Source organism: Planctomyces sp. SH-PL14, assembly GCF_001610835.1.
Lineage (GTDB): Bacteria > Planctomycetota > Planctomycetia > Planctomycetales > Planctomycetaceae > Planctomyces_A.
In genome coordinates, this window is record NZ_CP011270.1 from 2,503,991 (window position 1) to 2,518,071 (window position 14,081).

At 64.5% G+C, this 14,081-nt stretch carries 11 protein-coding genes; 6 read left to right on the top strand and 5 right to left on the bottom strand.

Translation table 11 applies throughout. From position 1 onward, the window contains the following. Nucleotides 1–431: 431 nt before the first annotated feature. From VT03_RS09810 to VT03_RS09830, 5 genes are all read right to left on the bottom strand, one after another. Complete coding sequence (locus VT03_RS09810; RefSeq protein WP_075092812.1) at nt 432–1,352, bottom strand: S1C family serine protease; 921 nt, start codon at nt 1,350–1,352, stop codon at nt 432–434. Between the two features lie 287 nt (nt 1,353–1,639). Then, the gene (locus VT03_RS09815; protein WP_075092813.1) at nt 1,640–2,377 is read right to left on the bottom strand and encodes a hypothetical protein; all 738 of its coding nucleotides are present in this window, start codon (nt 2,375–2,377) and stop codon (nt 1,640–1,642) included. Continuing rightward, nucleotides 2,374–2,964, bottom strand: coding sequence for an RNA polymerase sigma factor (locus tag VT03_RS09820; RefSeq protein ID WP_082846095.1), 591 nt, complete (start codon nt 2,962–2,964; stop codon nt 2,374–2,376). The genes VT03_RS09815 and VT03_RS09820 overlap by 4 nt, the downstream gene beginning before the upstream one ends. A 156-nt stretch (nt 2,965–3,120) precedes the next feature. Next, nucleotides 3,121–6,786, bottom strand: a complete 3,666-nt coding sequence (locus VT03_RS09825; RefSeq protein ID WP_075092814.1) for a family 16 glycoside hydrolase — start codon at nt 6,784–6,786, stop codon at nt 3,121–3,123. Between the two features lie 103 nt (nt 6,787–6,889). After that, nucleotides 6,890–7,729 (bottom strand): leucine-rich repeat domain-containing protein, encoded by an 840-nt coding sequence (locus VT03_RS09830; protein WP_075092815.1) that lies wholly within the window; start codon nt 7,727–7,729, stop codon nt 6,890–6,892. Nucleotides 7,730–9,207: 1,478 nt separating this feature from the next. Here VT03_RS09830 and VT03_RS09835 point away from each other — a divergent pair. The 6 genes from VT03_RS09835 (at nt 9,208) to VT03_RS09860 (ending at nt 14,008) form a co-directional block, all read left to right on the top strand. Next, entirely contained in the window at nt 9,208–9,819 is a 612-nt protein-coding gene (locus tag VT03_RS09835) for a hypothetical protein (RefSeq protein WP_075092816.1), read from the top strand. Between the two features lie 150 nt (nt 9,820–9,969). Further along, nucleotides 9,970–10,179 carry a hypothetical protein gene (locus VT03_RS09840; protein ID WP_075092817.1) on the top strand — a complete coding sequence of 70 codons (210 nt, stop codon included), beginning with the start codon at nt 9,970–9,972 and terminating at the stop codon, nt 10,177–10,179. Between the two features lie 130 nt (nt 10,180–10,309). Further along, nucleotides 10,310–10,543, top strand: a complete 234-nt coding sequence (locus VT03_RS09845) for a hypothetical protein (protein ID WP_075092818.1) — start codon at nt 10,310–10,312, stop codon at nt 10,541–10,543. A gap of 107 nt (nt 10,544–10,650) precedes the next feature. Next, nucleotides 10,651–11,799: a DUF3987 domain-containing protein gene (locus VT03_RS09850; protein WP_075092819.1), complete on the top strand. Its 1,149-nt coding sequence runs from the start codon at nt 10,651–10,653 to the stop codon at nt 11,797–11,799. Continuing rightward, nucleotides 11,796–12,314: a hypothetical protein gene (locus VT03_RS09855; RefSeq protein WP_075092820.1), complete on the top strand. Its 519-nt coding sequence runs from the start codon at nt 11,796–11,798 to the stop codon at nt 12,312–12,314. The genes VT03_RS09850 and VT03_RS09855 overlap by 4 nt, the downstream gene beginning before the upstream one ends. 479 nt (nt 12,315–12,793) lie before the next feature. Continuing rightward, nucleotides 12,794–14,008, top strand: coding sequence for a hypothetical protein (locus VT03_RS09860; RefSeq protein ID WP_075092821.1), 1,215 nt, complete (start codon nt 12,794–12,796; stop codon nt 14,006–14,008). Nucleotides 14,009–14,081 lie beyond the last annotated feature (73 nt).

A 14,081-nucleotide genomic window follows, 5' to 3' on the forward strand; every position in this document is an offset into this window, starting at 1 on the left:
CCAACCCACCGGGTCCAGGGGCGACCCTGGTGGGGGATGCAAGGGGGCCACGCCCCCTTGCCCGCCGGAGGCCCTCTCGTCGAGAGATATCTGAAGGAGCGAGTGTCCAAGCGCGGACAACGTGCCGTATGCCCCCTCACCTCACCCGCGGGGATTGCAAAGCCAGCGGTGTGGTGTGGGGGAGTCCTCAACGCGGGGACCACAAAGGGGACATCCGTTGTGTCCCACGGTTCCTCACAGGAGTGCCTCCGGCGGCAAGGGGGCGTGGCCCCCTTGACCCCTGGCTGCCGTGGCACGTTGGGTTTGAACTATGGAAGCTGCGCCGGCAAGGACGTGGTTCAAACAAAGAGGTGAGTCCGCGCAAAAACAAACCGGGACGACCCTCTTTCAAGGATCGCCCCGGCTGAGGAGGGACGGCGAAATGTCCAGAACTACTTACCCGCGCCGCGCAGCGTCTCCACTTCCTTACGCAACGTCTCCACCTGCTCACTGAGCTTATCGATCGACTTCTGCAACTTGTCGACCTGCTCCGCCGACGCCGGAGGACCCGCCACGAACCCCGGTCCCATATGCGTCATCGAGAAGCCCGGAGGAAACCGCCCCTCACGACGGGCATGATCCCGCCACGCCTTCAGCGCCTCATCGACCGGCCGTCCATCAGGACCCGCCTTCGCATCACCACCTTCACTGACAGCCGGCTTCCGCTCCGCCTCGGGAACCACCTTCTCCCGCAGCAGCGGAGTGATCTTCGCCGTCAGCTTCTCCCCCTTGCGGAGATAAGCGATCTCGACCTCTTTCTCCCCGACAGCGTCAACCGCCTCCATCAGCGAAGCGGGAGTCTCAATCACCTTGCCGTCGAGATGAGTCACGACGTCGTTCGGCTCAAGCCCCGCCTTCGCGGCCGGCCCCTCCGGAAGGACTTCCTGCACAACCACGCCGGCGTTGTCATCGACCGGAAGCACACGGCGGGTTTCTTCGCCCAGCGGACGGACCATCACTCCCAGCGCGTGCTTCGACGGCGGAGCCTCCGGACGTCCCTGCTGCTGAAGCTGAGCCTCGACCATCCGGACGACCGCTTCGGCCTCGGGCGTATCCGGGACCTGCAGGACGATGAACCCTCCCTGCGGCCCCGGGACCTCGATGAGCCGCTGGTGCTTCAGCGGCCGCGGACCGGGCTTGTCTCCTTTAGCGCCCGCTCCTGCCTTGTCCTCGCGGGACTCGACTTTCGCGGCGGGCTTGTCCGAGTCACCCGAAGGATCGTTGGAGTCGTCGGCAAACGTCACGGGGGCGGCCTGACTCAACGAGAGCGCGGCGGCGACGCTCCAGATCATCGCTTTCTTGATCGGTATCATGGGGAAACTCCCTTGTTCCAACGAGACGGGATGGCGAGGTCCACCCGGGGGCGCGAACGCGGCCACCGATGCGACGGAACCTGTGTACGAGAAGGGGAAAGCGGACGGATAATCAGCCGGGCGCTTCAGACGCCGGGCTCGGCACCTTTCAGGGACTAAACACCAAGACACCAAGGAGGCACAAAGAGCACAAAGGTCTGAGATGGCAGACGAAAGCCTTGGTGTCCTTGGTGAGATCTTCGTGTCTTGGTGTTTAACAACCCGCCCCCACTTCCGGGACAAGCCGGCTACTGGATCGCGTTCCGGACCCGGACGGAGTTCACCGGAACGATGTAGTGCCGCCCGTCCGGAAGCGGGATCGAGTAGTACAACTGCCCTTCTTCGATGGCGTAGCCCGACCGCTGGAGCTCCTTCCGCAATTCGTCCGAGACGAGCGTTGGCTGAGTCGTCTGCGCGGCGGCATTCGCACCGGCATGGTGAGCCGGCGCCGGCGTCGTGATACCGACCCGGGCTCCTCCGAGGCCGGAGCCATCCACCGTCGTGACCTGAACCGAACGCGCGGTTGTTCCGCCGGCGGAGGCGGGAGAGGACGAAGATCCCGTGGGCTCAAACGGAAAACCGTCCCTCGCCGCGACGCTCGCGGCGCCGTTCGTGCCGGAGACGCCGGGTCCGTCCGTCCCCATCTGGCCGTGCAGGATCACACCCGCCATCACCCCCGCCGCCATCGACGAGACCACCTTGCCCCACACGCCGACGGAATTTCTTCGGCCGGCCGGCGCATGTCCGGACGAGGTCGCGGCGAGCGGGGTCGCATTCGCAGCCGCCGGCTTCGGGCTCGCCGGCGTGATCGGCTCCGTCTTCTGGATCGTTTGGGACCAGAGCTGGTTCTCCAGGTAGGCGAGGGCGAGGTGCCGCCATCCGTCCGGCAGAGCCTGGATGCGGCGGAGGAGCGCCTGCTGGTCCGCTTCCGAAAGCTGACCGTCGACGCATCGCTGAATTTCGAGTTCCAGTTCGAGATGGCTCATGGCGAGTCCTCCCGCACTCCTTCGTGGATCAGTTCCTTCCGCAGGCGATTCCGCGCCTGGAGAAGGCGGTATTCAATGGTTCGGACCGACACTCCCAGCCGGGCCGACAGTTGTTCGTAAGTCCAGTTTTCCGTGTGCTTGAGCCACAGGATCTGGCGGTCCAGCTCCGGCAGCTTGTCGAGGGCCCGGCGGATCGACGCCTGCCGCTCGTTCCCCAGCATCCATCCCAGGGCGTCCCCGGCGGTGTCCCCCCGGGTCCGGACCTCTTCGGCAAACTGGTTCGTGTGCCGCCGCCGCCGTCCCATGGTGCGGCGGTACATCATGCACTGCCGGATGGCGACCCGGTACAGCCAGGGGGCGACCCCTTCGGGCTGCGTCGGACGGTTCGGGGCGGCGACCGCCGCCACGGCGACTTCCTGAAGGACGTCGTCGGTGCCGCGGTCTTCCCCGAGCCGGCTGCGGATCACCGTCCGGAGCCAGTGCGAATGCTCGCTGAACGCAGCGCCCCAGTCGATCGGGGCGGCGCCGGAGGCGGCCGGATCGGAGGTGATCTGGCCACTGCTCGGTGAAAGCAACGCGCTCGTCATTGCTAAGACTCTGTTGCCGCGGCGACGCGAACTCCCGGGAAATTCTACGAAATCCCGAGAGGCTCCGCGCGATCTCTCCGCGTTCCGGCCCCAAGAGAGCCGAATCGGTTCGGGGTCGCCCTGCGGCAAGAAAACGCACTGGAAGAAATGAATCTGTTACCAGTGCAGTTCGTGCAAAATCCGTGCGACTCCGTTCCGGAAACGGATCGGATAGAGAATCTCCTGCTTTCCACCCGCATTTCGCACGAGCGGCTCGCCGACATCCCCTGTCACTTTGACCTTCAGCGACTTGTCGAGGATGTAAGCCCCGTCGGTCTGCGGCTCCAGGTCCTTGGAGAGGACCGCCCGGAAGTAGACCTTCCCTTCGGAGCCCGGTTCCGTGGCCGTCACGGTCAGGTGACGCTGGAACGAAGCGGACTGGTCGACCCGCCGCGGCTCGGGGAAGTCTTCGACGCGGAACGCGGCCGCGTCATAGCGGAACGTCGGCCGCTGCTGGCTGTCGAGGGCGTATCCCCGGAACCGGTAGCCCCGCTCCCGCGGCTCGCCCGAAGGCCACGGCTGCCCCGGATCGTCGAGGACCGCCAGCGGCGCGACCTCCTCGACCTTCAGGACGTCGTCCCCCAGCGGTCCCTGGAAGCCTGGACCGCGGCCGATCCAGTGCTTGGAGGCGTCCATGAACTTGCCGTGCCAGATCAGGGTCAGCGCCATCCGGTTGGCGTCCCATCCGAGGTTCGCCCCCTCGGGGTAGCCGATCCCGATCCCCCGTGGCGAGATCCCCTCGATGAAGTTCCGGTAGATCACGGGCGCCGTTCCGTCCGGCTTGAGCTCGATTGCCTGGGCCAGGAGACCGTCGGGAATCCCGGCCTTCGTCGAGTCGGTCAGGTAGGTCCAGATGGCGGCGATCTGCTGCGGCGGGTTCCCGGCATAGACGTCCTGGATCGTCGCCCTGCCGTTCGGGAAGCCGGTCGGCATGCGGGTGCCGGGGCGGTACTTCTGCGGATCGGGGAGGTAGCGGAGGAACCAGTCCGGGTTCAGCCGGCGGGTCATCGTCTGCAGGTCGATCGCCTGGATCCCCGTCGCGCGGAGCGAGCCGAACTGATGGCACTTGATGCAGGCGAGCTTGTTCTCGCCGACGAGGAGCCGGCCGGTCGCCTTGACCTTGTGCTCGGGCTCGTCGGAGGCGGGGAACGTCCCGTTCGGCTGCCGGTCGAGGGAGACCAGGACCTTATCGAGCTCGCCGACCGCGCCGCCGAACTTCGGCATCCGGGTCCGCATGTAGTCCCGGTCGCGGGCGCCGTTGCGGGTCACCTCCCGCAGCCAGTTGTCGTTGAGCTTGTCCCCCACGCCGTCGAGCCGCGGCGGAATGCGGCCTTCGTCCCCCATCTCCGGCTCGCCCGTCTTGAAGTGGATGTTCCGGGCCATCTCCGGTCCGCCGAGCGAGCCGCGGGAGTGGCAGGCGTAGCAGTTGAACGCCACGAGCGTTTCGTGGACCTTCTCCGCGGCGCTCGGCTCGGGCTGCGGAGGCGCGTGCGTCAGGGCCGCCACGAGGGCGCTCCGCTGGACCGCGGAGAGGTCATACTCAGGGATCGACGGCAGCGGCGGGACGGGGCTCCGGGCCGCTTCGAGGCCGTTCTTGGGAGCGGTCGAGAGACAGCCTTCGGCCGTCCGCAGCTCCGGGAGCGGTTTTCCCTTCACGGTCGAAGCGATCGTCTCGCCTCCCGCCTTCGCGGCGTGGCACGAGGCACATCCCAGGGCGCCGAAGTAGCGGCGGCCGGTCTCGATCAGGTTCGGGTCGACGACATAGGCCCCCGGCTCCGGAGGCGCGTCGGATTTCTTCCCGACCTCTTCCGCCGTCGGAGCGACGATGCGGTCGAGCATCTGCCTCGGGGTCTTGGGGCCTTCGAACTCGACTTCGACGGTCCACTCTCCGCCCCCCTGGAAGTACTCGACACGGACCTTGTGGATCCCCGCCGTCAGGCTCATCTGGCCGGTCTTGGTGGAGTGCGGATGGACGCCGTCGACATCGACGACCTTGCCGCCGTCGATGTACAGGATGCTGCCGTCATCGGAGCCGAGGTGGAACTTGTACCGTCCCTCCTGCTTGACCTCGAAGAAGCCTTCGAACCAGACGGCGAAGCCCGACTCCCGCCTGGCGACGGTCAGGTCGAGGCCGCGGCTGAGGCCGGTGGCGACCGGCTTGAGGTCGTCGAACTTGGGGACCGCGTTCCACTCGCCGTGGTAGACGGCGAAGGTCATGTTGGGCGGGAGCTTGCTGACGATGACGTCCCCGAGCAGATAGTTCGCCAGGTCCTTCGCTTCGTCGTCCTTGAGGTGCAGGGCGGGCATCCGGCCGCCGGGGCGGACGTGCTGCGGGTTCTTGAGGAACTCGATCAGGCTCGGGACCGTGTACTTGCGGTCGACGCTCTGGAGCGGGACCGAGGTCGCGAGCGGCGTTGGCTCATCCTTCCGCGAGGCGTGACAGGCGACGCACCCGATCGAGTGAAAGAGGTTCTCGCCGCGCTTCCGCGCCGCCTGGTCGCCGGCCGCTTCGACGAGCGTCCCTGTCGAGGCGAGGAAGCTGACGAGGGCCTTGATCGTGCTCGCCTTGTCCCGCGGGTTCCAGTTGGCGAACAGGTCCGGCATCGTCGATCCCGGTTTGACACCGTGCGGATCGCTCAGAAACTCCGCGATCCAGGCCGGGTGCAGCCGCTTACCCGCCTCTTCGAGGTTCGGAGCGGGCTTCTTGTCGACGAAGTTCTTGAGAGCGTCCCCCGCGGCGTGGCACGACGTGCAGTTGAGTTCGCCGAGGAGCAGCCGTCCCCCTTCGGCCGCGTCTCCGGTCCCGGCGGCGTAGAACCGCTCGAAGCCGACATGGATCGGGCGGCGGGCTTCTTTGGCCGAATCTCGCGGGAGGACCCAGATGTTCCGGTAGCGGACCGGGTTGCCGTGGTCCTGAAGATAGATCGGTCCCGGCTCCGGTCCTTCGGGGAGCGGCGCGGCGGTCGTGGTCTTGGTGAGCTCGACATCCTGGTGGACGAGGACGCCGTTCAGCCGGACCGTGATCCGCGGGTTGGCGGTCGTCCTGCCGTCGGCGTACTTCGCGGCGGTGTAGTCGACGTCGTAGGTCTGCCAGACGAGCGGCGGGAGGCAGGTGTTCACATCGGGGCGACGGATCGTGTAGATCCCACCCGATTCATTGTCGAGACCTTCGAGCCCGAACGAGTCGAGCATCTGCGTCTCGTACCGACCCTGGTAGTAGATCCCGCTGTTCCCCCGCCCCTGGCCGCGGGCATGCGGCATGTAGGGGGTGCGGAACTCGATATGGAGCGAAAAGTCCTGGAAGGTGTCGGTGCTGGTGCAACCCTGCTGGAGGAGGCTGTCTTCGGTGAGCTTGGCCCCCGGCTTCCAGTGCTTGTCGAGCGACTCCTTCGTTCCGTCGAACAGGACGACCGCCCCTTCCGGCGGACGGAGCGCGATCGTCGGGCTCTTCCGCTCGGTCTTCTTGAGCTGGAGCGTGCCGATCAAGTCGGCGACCCCTTCGGCGTCCTCCTCCGCCTCCTGCTTCTCCTTGCCGTTCCATCCCGCGCCCGGCAGGCCGCCGCGGTAGGTCACGACCTTGAACAGGTTGTTCCCGAGGGCCACGACCTGCACGCCGAGGTTCTCGCCCAGGTACTCCCCCTGCACGGCGAAGTCCGGATCGGCCGCGGCCGCCTCCGGCGTGTCATACGTCTTGTTCGGCGTCTCGGCCGCGCGCGCCGCCGTTGTCAGTCCGAGGAGGACTGCCGCCACGAACTGAAAGCCCAACCCGGCGAAGCGCAGCATGTGTTCCTCGGAGACGCTGAGAAAACGGAATGCAACACATCAGACGATCATGGCCGGAAGCGCAGAGTCTTCCGGATCGAGTCCCTCGACTCTGGGCCGTGCCTCACGACTTCGCGTTGATGCGGACGCCGATCGTCCGGAGTTCTTCGAGCTGCTTCTTGGCCGGCTCGGGGAGGCTGCCGAGGTCGAGGTAGAGGTACCAGTATGGCGCGAACCGCTGTTCGCCGGCGGCATCCTTCTTGGCCATGTCGACGAGCGGCGTCAGGTCGGTGACCGGGTTGCCGGTCAGGAACGTGTACCGCAACTCCGTCATTCCCTTGAGAGGGGCGAGGTCGGAGACCTTGTTGGAGGCGAGGTCGAGGGACGACATCCACTTCAGGTTCGCCAGCGGGGCGAGGTTCGCCACCTTGTTCTCCGACAGGTAGAGCGCGTGCAGCTTGCCAAGGCCGGCGAGCGGATCGAGGGCTTCAATCTGGTTGCCGTTGAGGTGCAGCGAGCCGAGCTTGTCGAGCTTTTCCAGTCCGGCGAGGGACGCGATCTGGTTGTGGTTGAGCTCCAGGTACTGCAGTTTCACCAGGGGGGCGAGCGGGGCCAGGTCTTTGATCTGGTTCTTGGAGAGGTACAGGCTCTGGATGTTGATGAGCCCGCTCAGCGGGGCCAGGTTCTGGATGGCGTTGTCCGACAGCTTGACCTCGGCGAGGCTGGTGCACTTTTCGAGGCCCGTGAGGTCCTTGATCTGTTTGCCGCGGGCGTCGAGGAAGAAGATCGTCTTGAGGTCGGCCTCATCGATCATCGGCTTGTCGATCTGCTTCTGCTTCAGGATCGCCTTGATGACCGCTTCGAGGTTGGGGTCGGGAAAGATCCCGTCCGCGCGGCAGACCGAGGCGCTCAGGGTGAGGGCCACGCCGACGATGAGGGCGAGTCGTTGCATCCAGAACATCATGCGACAGCTCCACACAGCTTTCGGGCACACCGCGATCGAGGACCAGCAGAGGGTATTGCGGGACCCGTACCCGATCGGAGACCCGTGGACGGGCGAGTGTAGGGAAGGTCTTGCGGTCGCACCAACGAGCGCCGATGTGTCGCCGGGGTTGGGGGCGTTCGCTGGTCACCGGGGTCCAGGGGGGCACCCCTGGTGGGGAGTGCAGAGGGGCAACGCCTCTTTGCCCGCCGGAGGCCCTCTCGTCCACAGATGTCTGAAGGAGCACGTCTCCAAGCGCGGAGAACGTGTCGTATGCCCCCTCACCAACCCGCTGGGATTGCAGAGCGACCGGCGAGTCCTCGACGCCGGTTCCACAAAGCGGTCGCCCGTTGCGTACCACGGTTCCTCATGGAAGTGCCTCCAGCGGCAAGGGGGCCTGTGTTGTTTTTTGGCCCCTTGACCCCAGCGGCCGTGGCACATTGGGTTTGAGCAATGGACGTCTCGCCGGCAAGGACGTCATCCGAACATTCCCCCGGAACCGATCCCCCTGCGGCAACAGAACCTCATCGCCCCGCAACACACGCGAGCGGCCGAAGACCTCGTCACCGCCGCAACCAGAACTCTTCACATGAGTTTCACCCAGACTATCCCCCCGGTTCCTTGCGGATCGGTAATCCGTTGAAGGAGTTAGGACGCTACCCGGTGACGTACCGGATGCGTCCTTTTTCGTTTCGGGGACGATGCTGGGTGACTGTCCGTACACTGACACGTTGCGCCCCGGATGCGTCCTGTGCTATCGCTTCGACTATCGGTAGTCGCTCCTCACCCCCCCTCTCGGGGGCACGGTGGGGCGATCGTCTGGACGGCCCAACTGGACCCAGAGGCCCCCCCCATCTTGGGTCCTCTCTCGGCCTTCCCAACGCACGGGAGCGCCCGCATCGCGCCCAATTTGCACATAGTATACCCAGCCAGACTCCCGGCAGGCTCCAGCCCTCTCCTGCGGCGGACACACACACGCTTCCCACGGTAAACCCCTTGCGGGAGAGGCTCTTGCGGCTCTCCATACCGCCCGGGAGGGGATCCGCTTCCCACGGTGGCCCTGGGTAGGTTCCCTATCCGCATATTAGACGCGATGCGGGGCACCCCGCGTTAGCTCTGCGTCGGGAGAGGACCCAAACCAGGGGGGTGGGTGGAGAGAAACAGGAAGAAGGTGGAGAAGGGGGAAAAGGGGTGGGGAAGCTCTGGAACCCAGCATTTCTCCTACTCAAATCTCTCTCTCTTCTCTCTTACTCTCTAGAGTCTAAGTGGGGAAAAGCCTCCCCGTACCTCTGCTCTCTGCCTGACTGCTCCCCTGTTGCTACCCGCTGACGGCCACGGTACGGCATTCTGTGTGGTACAATGCGGCCCGCTGGGCGAGGAGTAGCTACCTCACGACCGGCCGTCGCGGCTCCTGTTGGCTTCGTCGGTCCGGTCAGCCCGGTCTTCAACAGGAGGCTTCCATGACCATTGGAGAGTTCTGCCAGGCAGTAGACGACCATGAGCGTTTGGCGAAGGCGGCCCGAGAGGATCGCGATCGCGTCGCTACTGCCCCGTCACCATCACACCGGCGGGTTTACGAGCGGGTCGTCGTCAGGTCGTCGCAGTATGTTGCTATGAAGTCCGCGGCCCTCATGCGAACAGAGGGATACCAGCAGGTCGCTGACCTCTGCATCGTTAAAGAGGGCGAGTTCACTTCGGCTGCATTGTGCAGGCTGGTCGCCAGATTTGCGCTACACGATCCCTCCGTCAGAAGCCTGGATCTTCAGCAGTTTGTGTCGATGGCTCTCGGGAAGCATTCTCCTGAGCCGAACCATCCAGAAGGTCCTGTGGATGGCCCAATTGACGATCTGGTCACCGATCAACAACTGGGGGACCACAGCAAGAACAGCCGGGGCTACTTCACCACGTTCCTGAAGTCCAAAGGAGTCGCACCGGCCAATTACCGGCCGAACATGGGTCGGGAGGCTCATATGTGGTCATACTCGGCGATCCTGGAAATCCTACGAAAGCACTTCGGCCACGATCGCTGGCCTGACAATTTTCAAGACTTGAAGACCCGCCCGAATCGCTGATAGCTCTGCTTGCTCGGGTTGCTCTGCGGGATGCTCGGGTTGCTCAGTAACACGTCCGATTCGTCTCCAACGCCCCGTCGCCCGACCGTACTGTGACCGCATCAGGCCCCCAACAACAAAAGGGGCCGGGACTCACGGAGACGGTCAAAAATGGACGCTTCAATCCCCGGAGAAATCTGCTCCGGTTCGGTCTACACGAAGGAAGAACTGATCGCCCGCGCCGGCTGGGGCAAGGCGGCTTGGCTGTCGGCTCAGAAAGCTGGCCTGCAGGTTCAGCGGCGCAACCGCCGAGCCTATGTGACCGGCGAAGCCTTCATCTCTTACATCAACGCGGCTCCCACTAACGAGCCGGTTGCCTGACGGCTGGGCTTGCTTTGCCTGGCTCTGAAAACGAGTCGAGCCGGGTCAAGGCTCTCACCTCAATCCGGCTCGCTCAATCTTCTCTCCCGCGTTCGGTCGCCAAACCCGCGGGGCATCTTCAAGGACGACCATGATTCTAGCATGCGATGAATCGGAATCCACAGCGGTCTATCTGGGACCAGATGAGGTTTCCGCGATCAAGTCAGCTTTCATCGTCTCGGCCCTGGAGCTGGCGCAATCAGCTGCGGAACTGCGGCAGGTCTACGACCCGGAACACCCGGTTCATGACCTGGCCCGGTCGATCCTGCAGAAGACGGCCGCAATCTCCTCCCTGATCGAACAGCGGCAGGGGGTGGCAGGTTGAATGACCTTCACCCTTGGCCCGAATCTCCCCCCGTCGACTCCCCGGCTTACCGTGGCATCGTCGGCCAGTTCATCCGCCTTGTCTCGCCTCACACTGAGGCGGACCCGATGGCACTGCTGGTTCAGCTGCTCGCCGCGGTTGGTGTGATGATGGGGCGGAACGTCAAGATTTTCGTCGATGGCTGCTACCACTACCCGCTGCTGCACGTCCTGATCCTCGGTCGAAGCTCCAAGGCCAGGAAGGGAACGTCCCTTGGCTGGATCACGCAATTCGTTGCCCTGATCGATCCGGAGTTTTCGATCAACTGCATCGTGAGCGGGATCTCCAGCGGCGAGGGGCTGATTTCCGCCATCGCTGACGACCCGGAGACGAAAGCCGAGAGGGACAAGCGGCTACTTGTGGTTGAGACGGAATACACGGGGGTGTTCCGCAAGTGTGCTCGGGAAGGGAACGTCCTCGCGCCGACACTGCGGCAACTCTGGGACGGTGGACACGTCGGCATCCTGACGAAAGGACACAAGGTCACCGTCGCGGACCCGATGGTTGGTCTGATCGGTCACGCCACGATCGGCGAACTCAAAGCCCGCATCGACCCCGGTGATATCTGCGGTGGGAACGCGAACCGGCTGCTCTGGACGCTTGCCAAGCGATCGAAGTTGATGCCGTTTAGCACTCGGCCGGACGCCAAGGAACTGGACGCCCTTGCAGCGACGTTCCGGTACCGCATCACTGAGGCTCAAGAGGCAGGGGAAGTCACCCGGAGTCGCGAGGCAAACGCCACATGGCGAGTGATGTATACCGCCCTCGCGGCTGACGATTCGACAGACATCGTGGGGGACGTTCTGTCCCGAAGCGAGCCGATGCTGCTGAGAGTCGCATTGATTTATGCAGCCCTCGATGGAAGTGGCACGATCGACGTGACGCACCTGGAAAGTGCCGCGGCGGTCTGGGACTACTGCTCGGCGTCGGCCCGATTCGTCTTCTCAGACTCCACAGGCAACAAGCTGACGGACCGCGTTGTCCGGCTCCTGATCGACGCTGGCGAGGAAGGGCTGACGCAAAGCGCCCTCGCAAGCAACGCCTGCAAAAACGCCCCGGTCGACACGCTGAACGCCGCGTTGAAGGTCGGCGAGGGAATGGGGCTGATCTTCGCGGACACGGTCCAGACGACCGGGCGGCCGGCAAAGAGGTGGCGCAGCACGAAGTACCGCCCGCAACCTTCCTTCGCGATCCATAGCGGGGAGGTGCCGGCGTGAAACTCCTCGACGTGATGCGATCGAAAGACAAAGTCGTTGAAGACATCAGCGGCGATGAACTCCGCGACCGAGAACTTTGCAGTTTGCTCCTGGCCAACCTCATTCCGGATGGCTGCCCCGTCCGCGTGGAATGGTTCGGCCAACATCAAACGGCCGCGGTGTGGCTGGTTGGTGAAAGCCTGCGGAGCTGCGGTCAACTGCTGCCCCCCGAGGATCCGGCTGATGTTTGGGACCGCCAAGCGGCGGCACACGTCAACGCGGAGCGAGTGATCGGACATCTGTCCCGTCCCGAGGTCCGTGGCCATCTGTTGCAGCATTGGGACGAGCCGTCGGAAGTCGTTTGGTCCTGCTGGGAGCGAGCGACCCCGCCGCATTGGCTGCCGGTCCTCGTGAGGGAGGCCCAAGCGGTCTACCTCCGGAGGGTGGCCCGCTACCGCATCAACGCGATGTCTCGTGCCCTGGAGATTGGCGACGACCAGGCATTGCGGGAACTGCTGACGGAGGTCGCGGAATGAATAACGAACAGCCCGATGTCCTGCTCCGCCTGCGTCCCCGCCGCGGAGTTGATGTCAACGCAAAGCTCCGGGGGCTGCTCAAGGCCCTCGTGAGGAACCACGGAATGACCTGCCTCGCGGTGGCAGATGTTCCGGCAGAAACCCCGATCACCGCGGCCCGAACCAAGGAGAGCGAAACGTGCCAACCTCGCCCCCAACCTGTTGCCCGTCCTGTGAGTTCCCCATCGCCGAATCCGTTGACGGCCGGCGGCGCTACACCTGCGGTCACTGTCGATGGCGATTGATCGTCCGCGGCGGGCTGTTCGTCGACCTGATTTCCCCTCGAACCAAGACGACGCGAGCCCGCATCACGGCACACCAACGCGAGAACGCCCAACGTAAACGGCTCCTGAAGGAGTCGGTTCCCTGACCCCCTGGACGACTGACCGGACCGCGTGTTGCGGCTGGCGGAAGTTCCCCTCAGTCGAAAGGACTGACCCATGTTTTCGAATCCCCGTACCCCGAATCCGAAGTTCCGCTCTGAGGCGTGCATGGCCCTGGCCAGTGCTGCCTTTGACGGTATGCCTGGCGTGAAGCGGCCCGAGACGGTCTACGACCGTTTCAGCGGCGAGAACGTCGCCTTCACCGCTCCAACCAATCGAGGGCTTGCCCGGCCCCTGACGATCGTTCGCCACGCTCTTGAGATGGCTGGTGTTCCCCGGAACACGGTCGACACGCTCGGGAATGCCCAGCTGGCATCTATCGCCTGCGGGTCTGACCCGAGCACGTTCGGCATTCCCCTCTCTGCCGCGGAGTCGCACTACAACGTGTCCGGGATGTTCTCCAACATCCTCTTGGACGCTCAGAACGTCGTCTTGCGGACCGCTCAGAACGAAGCCCCGACGACGTTCGAACTCTGGGCGCGGAAGGCCGAATCGGCCCCGGACTTCAAGGACATCCATAGCGTTGTCCTCGGAGGTGTCGGCGACCCGAAGGCCATTTCCGAGGATGGTGAGTTCGAAGAAACGACCATGACGACCGGGAGGGAAACCTACAGGTTGACCGTCTGGGGCGAAGTCTTCTCCGTCACCTGGCAAACCATCATGAACGACTCGGCGCGGGCGCTGATGACCGTTCCGATGAAGCTGACCCGGGCGATGAAGCGGAAGCACAACCGCCTCGTGTACGGCGTCCTGAAGGACAACGCCAAGCTGTCGGACAATGTGGACTTGTTCCACGCTGACCACAGCAACCTGACGACTGGCGCGATCTCCGACTACTCGGCGGCGGTCGCGACGATGGTCGCCAAGCTGGCCTCTCAGACCGGCCTCGGTCCCGATTCGGGAGCGTTGAACCTGACCGGCCGCTACGTCCTGTTTCCCCCGGCCCTGCAGAACAAGATTGCGACGCTCTTGGCGTCCACTGCGGTCCCGGGTGCGACGAACGACGTGACCAACATCTATCGGGGGCAGTTCATCCCGATCATGGACGCGGAACTTGGAACCGCCTTCGGTGGATCCGACACCGCGTTCTACATGGCGACCGATGTTCTCGACCAGGACACGGTCGAATACACGTACCTCGAAGGCTACGAGACGCCCCGCATCGAGATTCAGCCGAGTTTCGACCGCATCGGGATCCGGCAGCGGGTGTATCAGCCGTTCGCGGTCAAAGCGGTCGAGTACCGCGGACTGCAGAAGCACACGGGCGCCTGATTCTCTGACGCTCTGAACCGGGGGCAATCTCGCCCCCGGCTTCTGTCCCCTTCAACAAACCCCGCAAATCATG

What these genes read in the sequence shown, in the direction of transcription:
- VT03_RS09835 (WP_075092816.1), top strand. Translation starts at nt 9,208, where the DNA reads ATGACCATTGGAGAGTTCTGCCAGGCAGTAGACGACCATGAGCGTTTG.
- VT03_RS09845 (WP_075092818.1), top strand. Translation starts at nt 10,310, where the DNA reads ATGATTCTAGCATGCGATGAATCGGAATCCACAGCGGTCTATCTGGGA.
- VT03_RS09830 (WP_075092815.1), bottom strand. Translation starts at nt 7,729, where the DNA reads ATGATGTTCTGGATGCAACGACTCGCCCTCATCGTCGGCGTGGCCCTC.
- VT03_RS09850 (WP_075092819.1), top strand. Translation starts at nt 10,651, where the DNA reads ATGGCACTGCTGGTTCAGCTGCTCGCCGCGGTTGGTGTGATGATGGGG.
- VT03_RS09810 (WP_075092812.1), bottom strand. Translation starts at nt 1,352, where the DNA reads ATGATACCGATCAAGAAAGCGATGATCTGGAGCGTCGCCGCCGCGCTC.
- VT03_RS09815 (WP_075092813.1), bottom strand. Translation starts at nt 2,377, where the DNA reads ATGAGCCATCTCGAACTGGAACTCGAAATTCAGCGATGCGTCGACGGT.
- VT03_RS09860 (WP_075092821.1), top strand. Translation starts at nt 12,794, where the DNA reads ATGTTTTCGAATCCCCGTACCCCGAATCCGAAGTTCCGCTCTGAGGCG.
- VT03_RS09840 (WP_075092817.1), top strand. Translation starts at nt 9,970, where the DNA reads ATGGACGCTTCAATCCCCGGAGAAATCTGCTCCGGTTCGGTCTACACG.
- VT03_RS09820 (WP_082846095.1), bottom strand. Translation starts at nt 2,964, where the DNA reads ATGACGAGCGCGTTGCTTTCACCGAGCAGTGGCCAGATCACCTCCGAT.
- VT03_RS09825 (WP_075092814.1), bottom strand. Translation starts at nt 6,786, where the DNA reads ATGCTGCGCTTCGCCGGGTTGGGCTTTCAGTTCGTGGCGGCAGTCCTC.